14 protein-coding genes are annotated in these 18,765 nt (G+C 63.8%); 6 read left to right on the top strand and 8 right to left on the bottom strand.

Features of this window, described 5'->3' with window-relative positions:
• Positions 1–7: 7 nt before the first annotated feature.
• The 7 genes from ACWPW0_RS15050 to ACWPW0_RS15020 form a co-directional block, all read right to left on the bottom strand.
• Positions 8–1,645: a BatD family protein gene (locus ACWPW0_RS15050; RefSeq protein ID WP_454255728.1), complete on the bottom strand. Its 1,638-nt coding sequence runs from the start codon at positions 1,643–1,645 to the stop codon at positions 8–10.
• On the bottom strand, positions 1,642–3,453 hold the full coding sequence (locus ACWPW0_RS15045) for a VWA domain-containing protein (RefSeq protein ID WP_454255727.1): 1,812 nt from the start codon (positions 3,451–3,453) through the stop codon (positions 1,642–1,644). The genes ACWPW0_RS15050 and ACWPW0_RS15045 overlap by 4 nt, the downstream gene beginning before the upstream one ends.
• Positions 3,453–4,472, bottom strand: a complete 1,020-nt coding sequence (locus ACWPW0_RS15040; protein WP_447592693.1) for a vWA domain-containing protein — start codon at positions 4,470–4,472, stop codon at positions 3,453–3,455. Before ACWPW0_RS15040 ends, ACWPW0_RS15045 begins: the two co-directional genes overlap by 1 nt.
• Complete coding sequence (locus tag ACWPW0_RS15035) at positions 4,465–4,959, bottom strand: DUF4381 domain-containing protein (protein ID WP_454255726.1); 495 nt, start codon at positions 4,957–4,959, stop codon at positions 4,465–4,467. The genes ACWPW0_RS15040 and ACWPW0_RS15035 overlap by 8 nt, the downstream gene beginning before the upstream one ends.
• Positions 4,956–5,900 carry a DUF58 domain-containing protein gene (locus tag ACWPW0_RS15030; protein ID WP_447592689.1) on the bottom strand — a complete coding sequence of 315 codons (945 nt, stop codon included), beginning with the start codon at positions 5,898–5,900 and terminating at the stop codon, positions 4,956–4,958. The genes ACWPW0_RS15035 and ACWPW0_RS15030 overlap by 4 nt, the downstream gene beginning before the upstream one ends.
• Before the next feature lie 29 nt (positions 5,901–5,929).
• Positions 5,930–6,889, bottom strand: a complete 960-nt coding sequence (locus tag ACWPW0_RS15025; protein WP_447592687.1) for an AAA family ATPase — start codon at positions 6,887–6,889, stop codon at positions 5,930–5,932.
• Between the two features lie 133 nt (positions 6,890–7,022).
• Complete coding sequence (locus ACWPW0_RS15020; protein WP_454255725.1) at positions 7,023–7,907, bottom strand: DUF1353 domain-containing protein; 885 nt, start codon at positions 7,905–7,907, stop codon at positions 7,023–7,025.
• 252 nt (positions 7,908–8,159) lie between these two features.
• On the opposite strand from ACWPW0_RS15020, the gene ACWPW0_RS15015 reads away from it, so the two are divergent.
• Together ACWPW0_RS15015 and ACWPW0_RS15010 are read left to right on the top strand one after the other, a co-directional pair.
• Entirely contained in the window at positions 8,160–13,022 is a 4,863-nt protein-coding gene (locus ACWPW0_RS15015) for an NAD-glutamate dehydrogenase (protein WP_454255724.1), read from the top strand.
• A gap of 154 nt (positions 13,023–13,176) precedes the next feature.
• The gene (locus ACWPW0_RS15010) at positions 13,177–13,896 is read left to right on the top strand and encodes a type 1 glutamine amidotransferase (protein ID WP_454255723.1); all 720 of its coding nucleotides are present in this window, start codon (positions 13,177–13,179) and stop codon (positions 13,894–13,896) included.
• A gap of 55 nt (positions 13,897–13,951) precedes the next feature.
• Here ACWPW0_RS15010 and ACWPW0_RS15005 read toward each other — a convergent pair whose 3' ends face one another.
• A complete protein-coding gene (locus ACWPW0_RS15005; RefSeq protein ID WP_447722270.1) occupies positions 13,952–14,206 on the bottom strand; it encodes a hypothetical protein in 255 nt (84 codons plus the stop codon).
• On the opposite strand from ACWPW0_RS15005, the gene ACWPW0_RS15000 reads away from it, so the two are divergent.
• From ACWPW0_RS15000 to ACWPW0_RS14985, 4 genes are all read left to right on the top strand, one after another.
• The gene (locus tag ACWPW0_RS15000; RefSeq protein WP_454255722.1) at positions 14,205–15,614 is read left to right on the top strand and encodes a circularly permuted type 2 ATP-grasp protein; all 1,410 of its coding nucleotides are present in this window, start codon (positions 14,205–14,207) and stop codon (positions 15,612–15,614) included. The two genes, ACWPW0_RS15005 and ACWPW0_RS15000, sit on opposite strands and share 2 nt — an antisense overlap.
• A 12-nt stretch (positions 15,615–15,626) precedes the next feature.
• Positions 15,627–16,577: an alpha-E domain-containing protein gene (locus ACWPW0_RS14995; RefSeq protein ID WP_447592678.1), complete on the top strand. Its 951-nt coding sequence runs from the start codon at positions 15,627–15,629 to the stop codon at positions 16,575–16,577.
• The gene (locus ACWPW0_RS14990; protein WP_454255721.1) at positions 16,574–17,368 is read left to right on the top strand and encodes a transglutaminase family protein; all 795 of its coding nucleotides are present in this window, start codon (positions 16,574–16,576) and stop codon (positions 17,366–17,368) included. The genes ACWPW0_RS14995 and ACWPW0_RS14990 overlap by 4 nt, the downstream gene beginning before the upstream one ends.
• Positions 17,369–17,696: 328 nt before the next feature.
• On the top strand, positions 17,697–18,428 hold the full coding sequence (locus tag ACWPW0_RS14985) for a peptidase (RefSeq protein WP_454255720.1): 732 nt from the start codon (positions 17,697–17,699) through the stop codon (positions 18,426–18,428).
• The last annotated feature ends 337 nt before the right edge of the window (positions 18,429–18,765 follow it).

Below are 18,765 nucleotides of genomic sequence, written 5' to 3'. Positions count from 1 at the left end.
AATGTGCTCAGCGTGGGTAGAGCGGAGGCAAGGGGCTGGGTTCCTGCTGGTTGAGTGGGGTTTCCAGCGGCGGCAACGTGCGAATCGCCTTCCACAGCTCCTCGCCCTGCCAGTTCTGGCCGCTCTCGCTGTAGAGCGCGCCATTGAGTCCATCCAGTGTCTCGGACAGCGGGGCAAAGCGGGCCGCCATCTCCGCCAGGGTTTCCGGTTGCTGACGAGCCCACGCATCGAGGGCCTGGCGGGTGGCCTGGGTGTCGTTGGCCTGGCAGGCGCGCTTGAGGTCATCGAGCAGGGTGCGGGGGCTGGGGCCGGTCTGTACTGTCGGCAAAATGGCCGGTTGCCGGCGGGCCCGCCACCACAGGCCGAAGCCGAGCAGCGTGGTGATGCCGAGCAGGGCGCAGGCCAGTTGCCAGGGCCATAGCAGGGCACTGTCGCCACTTGCCACCGGCACTGCAGGGGCAACGGGTGTTTCCACGTCCAGAGCCGGGTTGTTCGCCACCTGCAGGGTGCGTGCTGGCAGGCTGGTGTGTTCCAGGCGGTCTTCACGGGTGTTCCACCACACCACCTTCAGCTCCGGCAGGTCGATGGTTCCGCTGCGGCTTGGCACCAGGGCCTCGCGTTCTTCGCGGCTGCCGATCAGGCCGCGCTCACTGCTTTCGTTGGCCAGTTTGGGCTGGTCCGGGTAGCGCCGCAGACCAATGGCCTGGCTGGTTGGCAAGGGCGGCAACTGGGCACTGGAAAGACCTTCGGCCCGCATCAGTATGCTGCGCGTCAGGGAGTCGCCTACCCGAGCCTGGTCGGGCTCGGGGCTCCACGATTCGGCCAGGCTGAGCGAGCGTGCCGGCAACCAGGGCGCGTCGGCCGGATAGTCGGCGGGTTTGGCCTTGACCGTTAGTGGGACCTCGGGGGATTTGACCTGCACGCTACGGCCCGGACGTGGCCCGAACGGGTTGTAGACGTCGTTGTTGGAGCGCTGTGCCGGTGTGGCGCTGAACAGTTGCGAGGGAATGGTCAGCTCGCCGCTTTTCTGCGGGTAGATCGCATAGCGCAGTTCGATCACGCCGTGGCGCACGCCGTTGATCTGCTTCTCGTAGGTCCGTGGTTCGCCGAGCTGCTCGATGCGCGCGTCAGGCATCTGCAATGGCGTCAGGCTGCTGTCGTCGTACAAGGAAACCGAGTGGTAGATACGCAGTGTGAGGATGGCCTGAGCCTGAACGTAGACGCTGTCCTGGTCGAGGCTGGCATCCAGGAAAATCGGTGCCAGCTTGCCGTTGTTGGCCGAGGTGTCGGCGGGCAATACCTGCAGGGTGATGGGCTCGCTGCTCGCGTCGCCAAGTGTCAGCGGCGGCACCACGACGAAGCCGGTCTGCTTGGGCTGCAGGGTGACAATCCAGCGCGTGGTGGCCTGGGTCTTGCCGTCAAAGGTGGCCAGGCGGTTTTCCTGGCGGGTGCTGAGCACGTCGAACAGCGGCTGCAGGGGCGTCAGGTCGGGTTTGCCGAAGACGGTGACATCATCGGACTGGAGAATCAGGTCGATGCTCTCGCCGTCGCTCAGGCGCGTACGGTCGACCGTCGCGGTAAAGCTGGCAGCAACCGCCTGCAGGGTCATAAGGCTGAGAAGGAGGGCACAAAGCAGGCGGCTCATCGAGACTGTTCCTGGCGCTGTTGCTGTTCATAAAGGAATTTGCGCCGCAGCAACTCACCCGGGTCATCGGGGATCTGCCGCAACCATTGCTCCAGGGCATCGCGGCGTTCGTCACTGAGGGCTTCGCGTGCACCCGCCTGGGCGCTGTCACCGTTGTGCTCCTGACCACTTTGCGCCGACTGCGGTGTGTCGTCCGCTGGCTTGCCGTTGTTGTCGGCGTCGCCATTGTGCTCGGGTTTTTCGGCTTGCCCGTTGTCAGGTTTGGCGTCGTTGCCAGGCTTGTCCTGCGGCGAAGTCTGCTTGTCAGGCTGTTGTTTATCAGGAGACAGCGGCTGTTGCTGTCCGGGGCTGCCAGACTGCGGATCGTTGTTCTGCCCCTGGCTCTGTTCGGACTGCTGTTGATCCTGCGGCTGCTGGTTCTGCTGTTGTTGCTGTTTCTGCTGCTGCAGGAGCTGTTCGACCAGTGTCTTGTTTTCCTGCGCCACCTTGAGGTCGGGCTGTTGTTCCAGCGCTTGGTCATAGGCGTCGATCGCTGCTTCCAGTTCGTTGCTCTTGGCCAGCGCGTTGCCGCGGTTGTAGTGGGCGATGGCGCTGTCACTCTGGGCGAAACGCTCTGCCGCCGCTGGATAGTCGCCGGCGCGGTACAGCGCCTCGCCTTGCCATTGTGGGTCGGCGAAGCGCTGCGCGGCCTCCTTGGGCTGTTGTGCATCGAGCAGGCGCTGGCCTTGCTGGTCCGGGCGTAGCCAGAGGTCTTCGAAGTCGAAGGCATAGCTGGCCTGGGGAACGAGCATGAACAGCAGTGGCAGGGAGAACAGCCAGCCCCGGCGCCCGGCGCAGGCAGCAAGCAACAGAAGAGGCAGGAGCAACCAATGGCCCTGGTCGGCCCAGGCTGCCAGGCGTACGGCTTCGCCATCGGTACGCAGGCTTTGCGGGCCATCGAGCAGACCGAGGCGATTCAGGTCGCGGTCATCGGTGCTCGCCTGGCTGTAGCGGCTGCCCAGTTCATTGGCAAACCGGCTCAAGCCGGCGCTGTCCAGGCGTGGCAGCAGAATGGCGCCCTGGGCATCCTTGAGGAAGCTGCCGTCTTCACCCTGGATGGGCGCGCCCTGGCTGGTGCCGATGCCAAGAATGCTCAGGCGCGAGCTTTTGCTGCCGAGACTCTGGCGAATCGCGCTACGCTCCTCGGCACTCAACTCGCTGGCAATCAGCAGCAGACGACCACGTCCCTGGGCGCCCTGTTCGAGCAGTTCGAGGGCGCGCTTCACGGCCAGGTCTGCCCGGTGACCCGGTGTCGGCATGATCGACGGGGTCATCGCATCAAGCAGGTTGCTGGCTGCGGCCAGGTCGTCGGAAAGTGGCATCAGCGTGTGTGCACTGCCGGCAAACACGACGATGCCGGTCTGGGCATCGGCACGCGCCTGCATGAGGTCGAGCAGTTTGCGCCTGGCCTGTGCCAGGCGAGTAGGCGCGGCATCACTGGCGAGCATGGCGGGCGTCAGCTCGAGGATCACCACCAGCGGATCGGCGCGCTTCTGACTGGCCTGTTCGACGCGCTGCCAGCTCGGTCCGAGCAGGGCCAGCATGGCGAGTATCCAAGCCAGGCCCAGGGCGATCCAGGGCAGGCGATTCTGCCGCGCACGACCACCACTGAGCAGGGCGGCTTGAAAGACCGGCGGCAGCAGCAATTGCCAACTGCCGCTGCGCCGTTCGCGGTGCCATAGGCGCCAGAACAGCCAACCGAGCAGCGGCAGCAGAAGCAGCCAGAATGGACGCAGCCAATGTGGCCAGAGCAAGGCGAGATGATCCATCAGGTGCGCCTCGCGAAGCGGCTGCTCAGGGTTTGCAGGGCATGTGGCCAGATCAGCTGGATGACCAGCAGCAGGCTGAGCAACAGCGCCGCTCCAAGCGGCCAGCTGTACAGTGCCAGGGCCGGCCGGGCACGGGTCGGTTGCTGCAGGGCGGGCTCGAGGCGGTCGAGGGTGGCCTCGATCTGTTTGAGCTCTTCGGTGTTGCGGGCGCGAAAATAGGCGCCGCCGGTTTGCTCGGCAATGTCGATCAGCGTGGGCTCGTCGAGGTCGACCCCCGGGTTCATGCCCAGCATGCCCATGATGCCGGTGCGCTCGGGGTCGGCACCGATGCCGATGGTGTAGATCTTCACCTGTTCTTCGGCTGCCAGGCGGGCAGCGGTGCGTGGTTCGATCTCGCCACTGTTGCTGGCGCCGTCGGTGACCAGCACCAGCACGCGGCTATCGGCCGGGCGTTCGCGCAGACGCTTGACCGCCAGGCCGATGGCATCGCCGATGGCCGTCTGTGGGCCGGCGATGTTGACCAGTGCCTCGTCCAGCCAGATGCGTACGGTATGGCGGTCGAAGGTCAGCGGTGACTGCAGGTAGGCGCGGCTGCCGAACAGGATCAGACCGACACGGTCGCCCTGGCGGTCTTCGATGAAGTCGCCGAAGAGTTTCTTCACCAGCTCCAGGCGCGAGATTTCGTTGCCGTCCCAGCGCATGTCGCTGTAGGCCATGGAGCCGGAGACATCCACGGCGAGCAGCAGATCACGTCCGCTGGCCGGCAGTGGCAGGGGCTCGCCGACCCATTCCGGGCGTGCCGTGGCCAGCAGCAACAGCAGCCAGAGGGCAGCGAAGCGGGCCTGCTGGCGCCAGGCGGGCAGGTTGGCACGGGCGCGGCGGCCGCTCAGGCCTTCCAGCTCGCTGAGGAAGCTGACCTTGAGGGCCGCTTCACCGCTGTCCGCGGCCGGCAATAGCAGACGTAGCAGCCAGGGCAGCGGCGCGAGCAGGAAGACCCAGGGCCAGGCGAATTCAAACATGCTTGCGAATCCAGGTGTCGATGGCCTGGTTCAGGCCGTCGATGGCCTTGTCGTCCAGGGTGCAGGTGCCGCGGTAGCCGCCTTCGACCAGCACCATCCAGCGGGTCAGGCCGGCGGCGGGGCAGCGGTTGTCGAGAAATGCCAGCCAGGCCCGGCCGCTGAGCGTGTGACTGTTGTCCTGCGGGTAATGGACGCGGCACAGACGCTTGAGCAACGCGTTGAGCTGCTGCAGCCAGAGGCCGGCATGCTGGCCATCGTAGGGCCTGCTCAGGGCGGCCAGCTCGGTCAGAGCGGCGCTGCGCAGTGGGTCGAGCACCTGTTCGCTGGCTTGCGACTTTTTGCGTCTGGGCAGGTAATGACGCAGGCGCCACAGCCCCCAGAGCAACAGCGGCAGCAGTGCTGCGAGCAGCCACCAGCCAGGCGCCAGCGGCCACCAGCTCACGGCCGCGGGGGCGATGGTCGGGTGCAATTGATCGAGCGGGTTCACGGTTTTTTCCCCGGACGCTGGTGAGCGTTGAGGTGGTCGCGCAGTTGCTCCACCAGTTCACCCGCGGTGGACAGTGGCAGCACGGGAACGCCGAGTTTTTGCGCCAGACGTTGCCAGCGGGCGACGCGTTGCTCGCCGAGGGCCTGGTAGGCCGCGCGCAGGTCGGGGTTGTGGGTGTCGAGTTCCAGTTGCGCACCACGCTCGGCGAAGCGCAGCAGGCCGGCGGCTGGTAGCGCACGGTCGAGGGGATCGGAGACTGGCAAAAGGAGCAGGTCGGTGTGCCGGGCGAGCAGGGTGAGTTGCTGTTCGGCGCTGTCGTTCAGGGCGCGCTCATCGCAAATGATGATGGCCAGGCTGCCTGGTCGCAGTACTTCACGGGCGCGCCGCAGGGCCATGCCGAACGCATCGCGCTCACCGGGCGCCTCGCTGTGCAACGCCTGGTTGGCCCGACTCAGGCGGTTGAGCAGTTGCAGCAGGCTTTGCTTGCTGCGCCGGGGCTTGATCTCGTGGTGGTCGTTGTCGCCGAACACCAGTCCGCCGATGCGGTCGTTGTGGCTGAGGGCGGCCCAGCCGAACAGGCTGGCGGCCTGGGCGGCGAGTACCGATTTGAAGTGCTGGGTGGAGCCGAAGAACAGCCGGCGGCTCTGTTCGACCATGATGAAGATCGGCCGCTCGCGTTCTTCATGGAACAGCTTGGTGTGGGGTTCCTGGGTGCGTGCGGTGACACGCCAGTCGATGGTGCGGACATCGTCGCCGGGCTGGTAGACGCGCACCTGATCGAAGTCCACACCCCGTCCGCGCAGCTTGGAGTGGTGCAGGCCGATCAGCGGGCTGCGCCGGGCAGGCGTGGAAAACAGTTGCACCTCGCGCACGCGGTGGCGCATCTCGATCAGCTCGGCGAGGCTGACGCGGATACCGGGTTGTGCGGGCAGGGCGTGCATGATTCAGCAGGCTTCGGGCGGGCGTGGCATCAGGCCACCGCGACCACATCGAGAATGCGCTGGATCACCCGGTCCTGGTCGATGCCGGCGGCTTCCGCCTCGAACGACAGGATGACCCGGTGGCGCAGCACATCGAACAGCACCGCCTGGATATCCTCCGGGCTGACGAAGTCGCGCCCGGCCAGCCAGGCATGGGCGCGGGCGCAGCGGTCGAGGGCGATGGAGCCGCGCGGGCTGGCGCCATAGGCGATCCACTCGGCCAGCTCGGCGTCGAACTTGGCCGGGGTGCGCGTGGCCATGACCAGTTGCACCAGGTATTCCTCCACTGCGTCGGCCATGTACAGACCGAGGATTTCCTTGCGCGCGGCGAAGATTGCCTGCTGGGTCACGCGGTGCTCGGGCTTGGCTTCGCCGTTGAGGGCATCGCCACGAGCCTGGGCGAGGATCTTGCGCTCCACGCTGGCATCCGGGAAGCCGATCTTCACGTGCATCAGGAAACGGTCGAGCTGGGCTTCGGGCAGCGGGTAGGTGCCTTCCTGTTCGATGGGATTCTGCGTGGCCATGACCAGGAACAGCGGCGACAGGTCGTAAGTGCTGCGCCCGACACTGACCTGGCGTTCGGCCATGGCTTCGAGCAGTGCCGACTGCACCTTGGCCGGCGCGCGGTTGATCTCGTCGGCCAGTACCAGGTTGTGGAAGATCGGCCCCTGCTGGAACACGAAGCTGCCGGTTTCCGGGCGATAGATTTCGGTACCGGTGATGTCGGCCGGGAGCAGGTCGGGGGTGAACTGGATGCGGTGGAACTCGGCTTCGATGCCTTCGGCCAGTTCCTTGATCGCCTTGGTCTTGGCCAGGCCGGGGGCGCCTTCGACCAGCAAGTGCCCGTCCGCCAGCAAGGCGATCAGCAGGCGCTCGATGAGCTTTTCCTGGCCGAGGATCTGGGTTGCGAGAAAGGTTCGCAGCGCGAGTAACGCCTCACGATGTTCCATCGAGGTTCTTCCTGGAAAGGGACTGACAGGCCGTCGAGTACACCCGATCGGGCCGCCTAATGTAATGCATCCAGGCGCTGGCGACTAACCATGCTGTGAGCGGTTGCGCAGCAGTGCGCAGTTGTCGGCTGACTCAGGTGGCAGCTTGTGTCTCGGCGGCCGCTGGTGGCTCTGTTGCAGCTTTGTAAGTCGGCATGACGGTCAGGCAGCGCAGCGGGCTGTCGGGGTTGTTGCGGTCATGCATGCTGCGGGCGCCGCCGAGGCGTACGGCCAGGTAGTAGAGCGCTGCCAGCGGGCGCAGCATGCCGGCTTCGAGCAGCATGGTATGGAACAGTCGGTCGGCCTGGGCTTTGCTCACGGGCGCGACGTTCAGGTACTGGTACAGCGCATCGTGCACCAGGCTGGCGTGGTGGGTGAGGGGCCAGAACACACTCGTCGTAACCAGCGTGCCGTGTTCGATGCGCTGGATCGGTTCCGCCTTGTCCCACCAGTCCGGGCTGCCGAACGTCAGCACCCAGTAGAAGGCTATCTTGGGTGTGCAACCGTCCCAGGCGTAGGTCCGTGGGTGGTCGAAGTCGTAGCTGATTTCGCCGCGTACCCGGTCAACCTGCGCATGGCCGGGGTTAATCACCAGCAGGCCGTCATGCAGGATCAGCCACTCGCCGTAGAAGTAGTGGCCACGTAGCGCCTCGCAATACCGCGCCAGGGGATAGTCGATGTAGTTGAGCCAGGGGCCGGCACGGTCACGCCCTACGAAGCCCCAGGTCGCCAACGATTGCTGGCGGATCTGCTCGGCCCGCTTCCTGCGCTCCTCGCGGCCGACCCTCAAAGGCAACAGTACGCCCAGGTAGACCGGTCCGCAGAGGATCAGCAAGGGCGCGATCAGTACAGGCCAGAGCACAGCGGCGAGGACGAGCAACAGCAGGCCGATCAGGGTGACGGCCAGTGTGCTGAAGTTGCGCACCAGGGAGCGTTTGACCGGAGCAATCTGCTGGTCAGCGGTGGATGGTTGGGTCATCGCCTGCTCCCTGTGGCGCGGTATTTCCGGGCGCTTATTGGCACGCCTCGGGCTGCAAGACGATGAACGAATATGTCGCAGCTCTGCAAGCAGCCGTTCACAGGCTCTCGTTAAGCTGGGTGTGACCTGTCGGTCGATGCATGCACTGCCTGGTTCTATCCATGGCCTAGACTGCTCTGGAGTTTGAATCGGTAGCGCGGCTTACATGAGCCGGCGCGGCATACCTAACAACAACTCCAGTGGAGCATGACCATGGCGTTTTTCACGGCGGCCAGCAAAGACGACTTTCAGCACCAACTGCAAGCGGCTCTGGCGCAGCACGTCAGCGAACAGGCGTTGCCACAAGTGGCGCTGTTCGCCGAGCAATTCTTCGGCATCATCGCCCTCGACGAACTGACCCAGCGGCGGCTTTCCGACCTGGTGGGGTGCACGCTGTCGGCCTGGCGCCTGCTCGAATCCTTCGATGCCGCCCGGCCACAGGTACGGGTGTTCAATCCGGATTATGAAAAACACGGGTGGCAATCCACCCACACCGCCGTTGAAGTGCTGCACCCGGACATTCCTTTTCTGGTCGACTCGGTGCGCATGGAACTGAACCGCCGCGGCCATAGCATCCATACCTTGCAGAACAGCGTGATCAGCGTGCGCCGCGACAAGCAGGGCGTATTGCAGGAAGTGCTGCCCAAGGGCAGCGTTGGCAAGGATGTCCAGCAGGAATCGCTGATCTTCCTCGAGATCGACCGTTGCTCGAGCAGTGCCGAGTTGCGTTCGCTGGAAAGCAGCCTGCTGGAAGTGCTGGAGGAAGTGCGCATCACCGTTGCCGACTTCCAGCCCATGCGCGACAAGGCGCAAGAGCTGCTGAGCTGGCTGGGCAAGGCCAGGCTCAAGGTCGATGGCGCCGAGCTGGAGGAGGTCAAGGTCTTCCTCGCCTGGTTGCTGGATGGCCATTTCACCTTCCTCGGCTACGAGGAACTTACCGTGCACGATGAGGCCGATGGTGGCCATATCGAGTACGACGAACGCTCGCTACTCGGGCTGTCCAAGCGTCTGCGCAGTGGTCTGAGCCACAGCGAATTGCACATCGAATCCTACGCGGTGAACTACCTGCGCGAGCCGATGCTGCTGTCCTTCGCCAAGGCCGCACTGCCAAGCCGCGTGCACCGACCGGCTTACCCGGATTTCGTTTCCATCCGCGAGCTGGATGCCAAGGGCAAGGTGATCAAGGAATGCCGCTTCCTCGGTATCTACACCTCCATTGTCTACAGCCAGAGCGTGCGCGACATTCCCTTTATCCGGCGCAAGGTCGCCGAAGTAGAGAAGCGTTCCGGCTTCGCGGCGCAAGGGCACCTGGGCAAGGAACTGGTCAAGGTGCTGGAGGTGCTGCCGCGTGACGACCTGTTCCAGACGCCGGTCGATGAGCTGTACAACACCGCGCTGGCCATCGTGCAGATCCAGGAGCGCAACAAGGTGCGCCTGTTCCTGCGCTTCGACCCCTACGGGCGCTTCGTCTATGCCCTGGCCTATGTGCCGCGCGACGTGTATTCCACCGAGACCCGGCTGCGCATCCAACAGGTACTGGTCGATCGCCTGCAGGCCACCGATTGCGAGTTCTGGACCTACTTCTCCGAGTCGGTGCTGGCGCGGGTGCAGTTCATCCTGCGCATCGATCCGAAGACCAAGCTGAACATCGATCAGCAGCAGCTCGAACGCGAAGTCATCCAGGCCTGCCGCTCGTGGAAGGACGACTACGCCGGGTTGGTGGTGGAGAGCTTCGGCGAGGCCAGGGGCAATCGCGTGCTGAACGACTTCCCGAACAGCTTCCCGGCCGGTTACCGCGAGCGCTTCGCCCCGCATTCGGCGGTGGTCGACATGCAGCACCTGTTCAGCCTGAGCGCCGAACGCCCGCTGGTGATGAGCTTCTACCAACCGCTGGTGCCGGGCGAGCGCCAGTTGCACTGCAAGCTGTATCACGCCGATACGCCGCTGGCGCTGTCCGATGTGCTGCCGATCCTGGAGAACCTCGGCCTGCGTGTGCTGGGCGAATTTCCTTACCGGCTGCGTCATCAGAGCGGTCGCGAGTTCTGGATTCACGACTTCGCCTTCACCTATGGCGAAGGGCTGGACCTGGACATCCAGCAGCTCAACGACACCCTGCAGGATGCTTTCGTGCAGATCGTCGGTGGCGCTGCCGAGAACGACGCCTTCAACCGCCTGGTGCTGATCGCCGGGCTGCCGTGGCGCGATGTAGCGCTGCTGCGGGCCTACGCGCGATTCCTCAAGCAGATCCGCCTGGGCTTCGACCTGGGTTATATCGCCAACACACTGCTCAACCATGCCGACATCGCCCGCGAGTTGGTGCGCCTGTTCAAGACGCGCTTCTACCTGGCACGCAAGCTCACCGCCGAGGACCTGGAAGACAAGCAGCAGAAACTGGAACAGGCGATTCTCAGTGCCCTCGACGATGTCGCGGTGCTTAACGAGGACCGCATCCTGCGGCGCTACCTGGACCTGATCAAGGCAACCCTGCGCACCAACTTCTACCAGCCCGACGCCAACGGCCAGGCCAAGAGTTACTTCAGCTTCAAGTTCAATCCCAAGGCGATTCCCGAGCTGCCACGGCCGGTGCCCAAGTTCGAGATATTCGTCTACTCGCCGCGCGTCGAAGGCGTGCACCTGCGCTTCGGCACGGTCGCACGCGGTGGCTTGCGCTGGTCGGACCGCGAGGAAGATTTCCGTACCGAAGTGCTCGGCCTGGTCAAGGCGCAGCAGGTGAAGAACGCGGTGATCGTGCCGGTCGGCGCCAAGGGCGGTTTTGTGCCACGCCGCCTACCAGCTGGCGGTAGCCGCGATGAGATCCAGGCTGAGGCGATTGCCTGCTACCGTATCTTCATCAGCGGCCTGCTCGATATCACCGACAACCTCAAGGAAGGTGCAGTGCTGCCGCCGGCCAACGTGGTGCGCCACGATGATGACGACCCCTACCTGGTGGTGGCGGCGGACAAGGGCACCGCGACCTTCTCCGACATCGCCAACGGCATCGCCGTCGAGTACGACTTCTGGCTCGGCGATGCCTTTGCCTCGGGTGGCTCGGCAGGCTATGACCACAAGGGCATGGGCATTACCGCCCGTGGCGCCTGGGTGTCGGTGCAGCGCCATTTCCGCGAGCGCGATCTCAATGTGCAGACCGATCACACCACCGTGATCGGCATCGGTGACATGGCTGGCGATGTGTTCGGTAATGGTCTGCTGCTCTCGGACAAGCTGCAACTGGTAGCCGCCTTCAACCATCTGCACATCTTCATCGACCCGAACCCGGACGCGGCGAAGAGCTTCGTGGAGCGCAAGCGCCTGTTCGAACTGCCGCGCTCCAGTTGGGCCGATTACGATGCCTCGCTGATTTCCGCAGGCGGCGGCATCTTTCTGCGCGCGGCGAAGAGCATCACCATCAGCCCGGAGATGAAGGCACGCTTCGATATCAGCGCCGACAAGCTGGCGCCGACCGAGCTGCTCAACGCGTTGCTCAAGGCGCCGGTCGATCTGTTGTGGAACGGCGGCATCGGCACCTACGTCAAGTCGAGCAAAGAAAGCCACACCGATGTCGGCGACAAGGCCAACGATGCCTTGCGCGTCGATGGTCGCGAGCTGCGTGCACGGGTGGTGGGCGAGGGCGGCAACCTGGGCATGACCCAACTCGGCCGGGTCGAGTTCGGACTCAATGGCGGGGCGAGCAACACCGACTTCATCGACAACGCTGGCGGGGTGGACTGCTCCGACCATGAGGTCAACATCAAGATCCTGCTCAACGAAATCGTCGCCGCCGGTGACATGACCGGCAAGCAGCGCAACACGTTGTTGGCGGAGATGACCGACGCGGTGGGCACGCTGGTGCTGGGCAACAACTACAAGCAGACCCAGGCGCTGTCGTTGGCCGAGCGCCGCGCGCGGGAGCGCATCGCCGAGTACAAGCGCCTGATGGCAGCCCTGGAGGCCGCCGGCAAACTGGACCGTGCGCTGGAGTTCCTGCCAACTGACGACGAGCTCAACGAGCGTGCCGCCAATGGCCGGGGCCTGACCCGCCCGGAACTGTCGGTGCTGATTTCCTACAGCAAGATCGACCTCAAGGAAGCGCTGCTCAAGTCGCTGGTGCCGGACGACGATTATCTGGCCAGCGAGATGGAGACAGCATTCCCGCCGCAACTGACGCAGCGCTTTGGCGAGGCCATGCGCCGCCATCGTCTGAAACGCGAGATCGTCAGCACGCAGATCGCCAACGATCTGGTCAACCACATGGGCATCACCTTCGTGCAGCGCCTGAAGGAGTCCACCGGCATGAGCGCGGCGAATGTCGCTGGCGCTTACGTCATCGTGCGCGATGTATTCCGCCTGCCGTACTGGTGGCAGCAAATCGAGGCGATGGACTACAACGTGCCAGCCGAGCTGCAACTGCAGCTGATGGACGAGCTGATGCGTCTAGGTCGGCGCGCCACGCGCTGGTTCCTGCGCAGCCGCCGCAATGAGCTGGACGCGGCGCGTGATGTCGGCCATTTCGGCCCGCGTGTGGCGGAGCTGGCGGTGCGCCTTGACGAGCTGCTCGAAGGCCCGGCGCGTGAGCAATGGCTGGCGCGTTACCAGGGCTTCGTCGAGGCGGGCACGCCGGAAGAGCTGGCGCGGGTGGTTGCTGGCACCGGTCACCTGTACACCTTGTTGCCCATCATCGAGGCGGCGGATGTCACGGGTAAATCAGCATCCGAGGTAGCCACGGCCTATTTTGCCGTGGGTGGCGCGCTGGAGTTGGGCTGGTACCTGCAGCAGATCACCAGCCTGCCGGTGGAGAACAACTGGCAGGCCCTGGCCCGCGAAGCATTCCGCGATGACCTCGACGGGCAACAACGCGCCATCACCATCGCCGTTTTGCAGATGGCCGATGGTCCGGTGGATATCGAGGCGCGCGTGGCATTCTGGCTGGAGCAGCACAGAGCTCTGGTGCAGCGCTGGCTGACCATGCTGAGTGAGTTGCGTGGAGCGACCGGCACGGACTACGCCATGTACGCCGTGGCAAACCGCGAGCTGATGGATTTGGCGCAGAGTGACCAGCAAGGGCAGGCGAGCGCTTGATTGCCTGGTCTTGCTGGCCAGTTATCGATAATTGCCTATTGTTATAGAATAACAAAACAGCTTTGTGCCTGGTTCGACAAAGCCCGTGCTCCGGCACGGGCTTTGCCTTTGCTGGAGGCCGAATGAGAGTCCTGGCGAATTACTGGAGGTAGCCATGAGCGATATTCTGATCCTGACCCACGTCGACCACTGCACGCCCGGCCACCTGGCTGCAGTGCTGGAGAGCCGGGGCATCGGTTTCTCTGTCGTGCGCGTCGACCGCGGAGAGCTCGCCGGCTATGACCTGGATCGTCCACGAGCCGTGGCGCTGATGGGCGGGCCGATGAGCGTGAACGACAATCTGCCTTGGATCGCCACGGAAATAGCCGCGTTGAAACACTTCATCCAGCGCGACATTCCCCTACTGGGGCATTGTCTGGGCGGGCAGTTGATTGCCCGTGCGCTGGGTGCTGCGGTGCATCGCATGCCTTATACCGAGTCTGGTTGGCAGACGTTGGTGCGCCGTGATCAGGCGAATCCCAACCCTTGGCTCGCCCATGTGCCGAAGGAGTTTCCGATGTTCCAGTGGCATGGCGATACCTTCGACTTGCCTGTCGGCGCCCAGTGGCTGCTGTCGAGCCCGTGGTGCCCGAACCAGGGATTCGCCTGGGGTGACAAGGTGCTGGCCCTGCAGGGCCATCCGGAAATGACCGAAGCGCTGGTGCGGGACTGGCTGCGGGATTGGTCGTCCCAGCTCGATGAGACCCAGCCCAGCCAGCAGGGTGTGCAGCAGATGCTGCGTGACTTGCCAACCCGGGTGGCGGCGCTCAACCAGATAGCGGAAGGTTTCTATCGGCACTGGCTCGAACTCTCCGCGATCGGCACGCCGCGCTGACCCCAATCCTCTACTGCTCCTTTCCCCACGACACCTGGCACGCCGTCCGAGAAATTCAGGAGAAACTCGGCGCGTTCTGGCCTGTCGCATTTAACTGATGGGCAGGTGATTCACTCGGATCATCTGCCTGACTGTGCTGTGCAAAGCCTGCCACTGATTGGGGCGTGCCGCTTTTTTGCCTTGGCATGGCGCGCCAATATGGTGCGCTGTATTCATTTTCAATAGTTAATTTATTGAAAATAAAGGAAAAGATTCTGTGGCACGGGCCTTGCGATAGGTCCCTTGTCCAGGGTGACAAGGAGTACGGCATGACCCGCACCTTTTTTGACGAGATGTACGATGCGAGTGGCGCGGTCCGCCCGCATTACCGGGAGTTCTCCCGCTGGTTGGCGGACACGCCGGAAGAGCTGCACGCTCAGCGCCGCCGAGAGGCCGATCTGTTGTTTCACCGCGCCGGGATTACCTTCACCCTTTATGGTGACGAACAGGGTACCGAGCGGCTGATTCCCTTCGACACCATTCCGCGCAGTATCCCCGCCAGCGAATGGCGTATCGTCGAGGCCGGCTGCATTCAGCGGGTCAAGGCGCTGAACATGTTTCTCGCCGATCTCTACCACGACCAGCGCATCATCAAGGCCGGCATAATTCCGGCCGATCAGGTGCTGGCCAACGAGGGGTACCAGTTGGCGATGCAGGGCCTGGACCTGCACCGCGATATCTACGCGCATATCGCCGGGGTCGACCTGGTACGCGACGGTGACGGCACCTACTACGTGCTGGAAGACAACCTGCGCACCCCTAGCGGCGTGAGCTACATGCTCGAAGACCGCAAGATGATGATGCGGCTGTTCCCCGAGCTGTTTTCCCTGCAGCGCATCGCGCCGATCGACCACTACCCGAACCTGCTGCTCGACACCCTGAAAACCTCCAGCCCGCTGGATAACCCCAATGTCGTGGTCCTGACGCCGGGGCGTTTCAACAGTGCCTATTTCGAACATGCCTTCCTCGCTCGTGAAATGGGGGTGGAGCTGGTCGAGGGGGCGGACCTGTTCGTGCGTGACGACAAGGTGTTCATGCGCACCACCGCCGGCCCGCAACCGGTGGATGTGATCTACCGCCGCCTGGACGATGCCTTCCTCGATCCGCTGGCGTTCAACCCCGAGTCGATGCTCGGCGTGCCGGGCCTGCTGGCGGCCTACCGCAGTGGCAACGTGGTGCTGGCCAATGCCGTCGGGACCGGGGTGGCGGACGACAAGTCGATCTATCCCTATGTCACCGACATGATTCGCTTCTATCTGGACGAAGAGGCGATTCTCAAGAACGTGCCGACCTGGCAGTGCCGCAAGCCGGCGGACCTGTCCCATGTGCTGGCCAACCTGGCGGATCTGGTGGTCAAGGAAACCCAGGGTTCCGGGGGCTACGGCATGCTGGTCGGGCCCGCCGCGAGCAAGACCGAAATCGAGGCCTTTCGTGCCCGCCTGCAAGCCCGTCCCGAGGCGTATATCGCCCAGCCGACCCTGTGCCTGTCGACCTGCCCGACCTTCGTCGAGAGCGGCATCGCGCCACGGCATATCGACCTGCGTCCGTTCGTCCTGTCCGGTCGCGAAACCCGTCTGGTGCCGGGCGGCCTGACACGCGTGGCATTGCGTGAAGGCTCGCTGGTGGTCAACTCGTCGCAAGGCGGCGGGACCAAGGACACCTGGATCGTCGAGGACTGAGGGCCGCGCATCATGTTGAGTAGAACTGCCTCCGATCTGTACTGGATGTCGCGTTACCTGGAGCGCGCCGAAAACCTCGCGCGCATGCTCGATGTCAGCTATTCGCTGTCGCTGATGCCGCAGGACGGTCGTGGCGATGGCATCGATGAACTGGCCATGCCGCTGCTGATCACCGGCACCATGGAGGAATACCTGGAGCGCCACGGGCAGATGCATGCCGAGCGCATGCTGCATTTCTTCGCCCTGGATGCCGACAACCCGGCCAGCATCTATTGTTGCCTGCAGGCCGCGCGTACCAACGCGCACGCGGTGCGCGGGCGCATCACCGCCGACATGTGGGAGAACATCAACGCCACCTGGCTGGAGATGCGGGGTATTGCCTCCCAAGGGCTGGGGCGCTACGGCATCAGTCGTTTCTGCGAGTGGGTCAAGGAGCGTTCGCACCTGTTTCGTGGCGCCACTTTCGGCACCATCATGCGCGGCGAGGCCTATCGCTTCATTCGCCTTGGCACCTTCATCGAGCGGGCGGACAACACCCTGCGCCTGCTCGATGCGCGTTACGAAATGCTCGGTGAAGAAGCCGATGCGGTCAGCGACACCTCGGCGCGTGGCTACTATCAGTGGAGTGCCTTGTTGCGCGCGCTGTCCTCGTTCGAAGCCTTCACCGAGATCTACCGGGGCTCACCACGCACCCGCAAGGTTGCCGAGATGCTCCTGCTGCGGGCCGACGTGCCGCGTTCGCTGCGGGCCTGCATGGAAGAACTCAACCTGATGCTCTCCGGCCTGCCCGGCGAGAACGGCCGCAGTGCCCAGCGCATGGCCGCCGAGCTGGATGCACGGCTGCGCTATACCCATATCGACGAAGTGCTCGACGAAGGCCTGCATGTCTGGCTCACCGATTTCATCCTGCTGGTTCGTCAGTTGGCCAGCTCCATCCACACGTCCTATCTGGAGGTCGTATGAGACTCTCGATCCGTCACGACACCACCTACAACTATGACGACCAGGTGCGCGCGAGCATCCAGTACCTGCGCATCACGCCGCAGGAAAGCGAGCGTCAGCATGTGATCAGTTGGCAGTTGGACCTGCCACGCCCGGTGCGCGCGCAGTGCGATCCGTTCGGCAACATCATGCATGTGCTGACCATCGACGAGCCGCACGAGGCCTTGGTGATCAGCGCGCGTGGCCAGGTCGAAATCGACGAGCACAGCGAAGCCGAGCACGATCATCGTTCCGCCTTGCCGTATTTGCGTGTGACCCGTCTGACCCAGGCCGACGATGCCCTGCATGCGTTTGCCCAGCAGCAGGCTGGCAGTCGACGTAATCGGGGGGGGCTGATCGACCTGATGCATGCCCTGCACGAGCAGATGGCCTATGTGCCCGGTGCGACGCGTGTCGAGAGTACGGCGGCAGAGGCCTTCGCCGGACGCGCCGGGGTCTGCCAGGACCATGCCCACGCGTTCATCGCCTGCGCGCGCAGCCTGGGTGTGCCGGCGCGCTATGTGTCCGGCTACCTGTACAGCGAGGATGACGCGCACCTGGCCAGCCATGCCTGGGCCGAAGCCTGGCTGGATGATGCCTGGTACAGCTTCGACGTGACCAACCGCCTGGCGCGACCCGAGCGTCACCTCAAACTGGCGGTCGGCCTGGACTACCTCGATGCTTGCCCGGTGCGCGGCATGCGCCGTGGCGGCGGGGGGGAGCAGATGCATGCACGCGTGCGGGTTTCGCCGCTGCTGCAGGTGCAGCAGTAATGCCGCGGTGAGTGGACCCGCTGGTTGGATGGCAGCGATCTAAAACTGCCATATTCGAGAAAGGGTGAACCCCAGGGACCCTGAGTTTTCTGACCTATGTACCTTGAGCATTGCCAGTGGTGCGCTCCATTGAGGAGCCCGCTTGCTGGCGATCCATGGTCTGCCAACGTGCCTCACGAGCAATCTCGCTACCCGGTCCATCGATAACGACGGACGCAAGTACGGCGTTCTGATTGAGGTGAGCCAGCAACAGCGCTCTTGCTTCGTGCACCCTGCAGGCCGATTTCCCAAGCACCTTGAAAGGGGTGGTTCCAGCGACAGGTGATTCATGACGTATTGCGTAGCCCTGAACCTGACCGATGGCCTGGTGTTCGTGTCCGATACGCGAACCAACGCCGGCATCGACCACATCGCCATCTTCAGCAAATTGCATGTATTCGGTGTTCCGGGAGAGCGCCTGATCGTACTGCAGACCGCTGGTAACCTGGCGACCTCGCAGTCAGTCGTCAGCTTGCTGCGGCACCGCCTCGGCAGCGACACCAGCAACCTGCACAACGTGCCCACCCTATTCGATGCGGCGGCATTGGTGGGCGCGACCTTGCGTGAAGTGCTCGACCGCGACAGCACCTCGCAGACCCAGGACATCGACCTCAGTTGCTCATTCCTGATCGGTGGCCAACTGCGTGGCGAGGCACCGCAGTTGTACAACCTCTATCCACAGGGCAATTTCATCGTTTCCACGGATGACACGCCGTTTTTCCAGATTGGCGAAAGCAAGTACGGCAAGCCAATTCTGGACCGCGCGCTGAGTCGGGAAACACCGCTGCCTCAGGCGCTGCGCTGCGCCCTGATCTCCTTCGACTCGACCATCCGCAGCAATGTCTCGGTGGGCATGCCGCTGGACCTCATGGTCTACAAGGCCGACAGCCTGGAGATACCGCAGGGCTTTCGCGTGCAGGAAGGCGATACGTATTTCGAAGACATTCGCCAGCAATGGGGCGGTGGATTGCGCCAGTTGCTCGGCGAGTTGCCATCGCCTCCTGATGATTATTGGGGCTAGTTTCTTCCCGTGCTAAGAACCTGTTCACGATCTCCTAGCTCGCGGCCATACGGCGCTGAAAACGCCCTCGGATGCGAGCCCAGTCGGAATGCTCATTTATCACTCGTAAACCCGTATGCGGGCCCAGTGCTTTCCTCGGGCGTTTTCGTGGGGGCGCCTAGCCCTTGTCTGGCTCTAATCCAGAAGATCGTGAACAGGTTCTAAGGCCAAAGTAAGTCAGGCGTTCTGCCACCTAGAGTACGTCGTGCGTGCCGAGCAATGTGTGATGGTTTGGTTACGCGCCAGTTCTGTAGGTGGACCGGGCGGCGCTCCGCTTCAGCCCGCCAATCGGCACCTC

Source organism: Pseudomonas sp. Marseille-Q8238 (assembly GCF_965111915.1).
Note: the sequence above shows the minus strand (reverse complement) of the source record. Positions and strands in the feature narration are given on the sequence as shown.

Bases quoted from the DNA above. Each gene is read 5' to 3' on its own strand.
- ACWPW0_RS15050 (WP_454255728.1), bottom strand. From the start codon at position 1,645: ATGAGCCGCCTGCTTTGTGCCCTCCTTCTCAGCCTTATGACCCTGCAG.
- ACWPW0_RS15045 (WP_454255727.1), bottom strand. From the start codon at position 3,453: ATGGATCATCTCGCCTTGCTCTGGCCACATTGGCTGCGTCCATTCTGG.
- ACWPW0_RS15040 (WP_447592693.1), bottom strand. From the start codon at position 4,472: ATGTTTGAATTCGCCTGGCCCTGGGTCTTCCTGCTCGCGCCGCTGCCC.
- ACWPW0_RS15030 (WP_447592689.1), bottom strand. From the start codon at position 5,900: ATGCACGCCCTGCCCGCACAACCCGGTATCCGCGTCAGCCTCGCCGAG.
- ACWPW0_RS15025 (WP_447592687.1), bottom strand. From the start codon at position 6,889: ATGGAACATCGTGAGGCGTTACTCGCGCTGCGAACCTTTCTCGCAACC.
- ACWPW0_RS15020 (WP_454255725.1), bottom strand. From the start codon at position 7,907: ATGACCCAACCATCCACCGCTGACCAGCAGATTGCTCCGGTCAAACGC.
- ACWPW0_RS15015 (WP_454255724.1), top strand. From the start codon at position 8,160: ATGGCGTTTTTCACGGCGGCCAGCAAAGACGACTTTCAGCACCAACTG.
- ACWPW0_RS15010 (WP_454255723.1), top strand. From the start codon at position 13,177: ATGAGCGATATTCTGATCCTGACCCACGTCGACCACTGCACGCCCGGC.
- ACWPW0_RS15000 (WP_454255722.1), top strand. From the start codon at position 14,205: ATGACCCGCACCTTTTTTGACGAGATGTACGATGCGAGTGGCGCGGTC.
- ACWPW0_RS15005 (WP_447722270.1), bottom strand. From the start codon at position 14,206: ATGCCGTACTCCTTGTCACCCTGGACAAGGGACCTATCGCAAGGCCCG.
- ACWPW0_RS14995 (WP_447592678.1), top strand. From the start codon at position 15,627: ATGTTGAGTAGAACTGCCTCCGATCTGTACTGGATGTCGCGTTACCTG.
- ACWPW0_RS14990 (WP_454255721.1), top strand. From the start codon at position 16,574: ATGAGACTCTCGATCCGTCACGACACCACCTACAACTATGACGACCAG.
- ACWPW0_RS14985 (WP_454255720.1), top strand. From the start codon at position 17,697: ATGACGTATTGCGTAGCCCTGAACCTGACCGATGGCCTGGTGTTCGTG.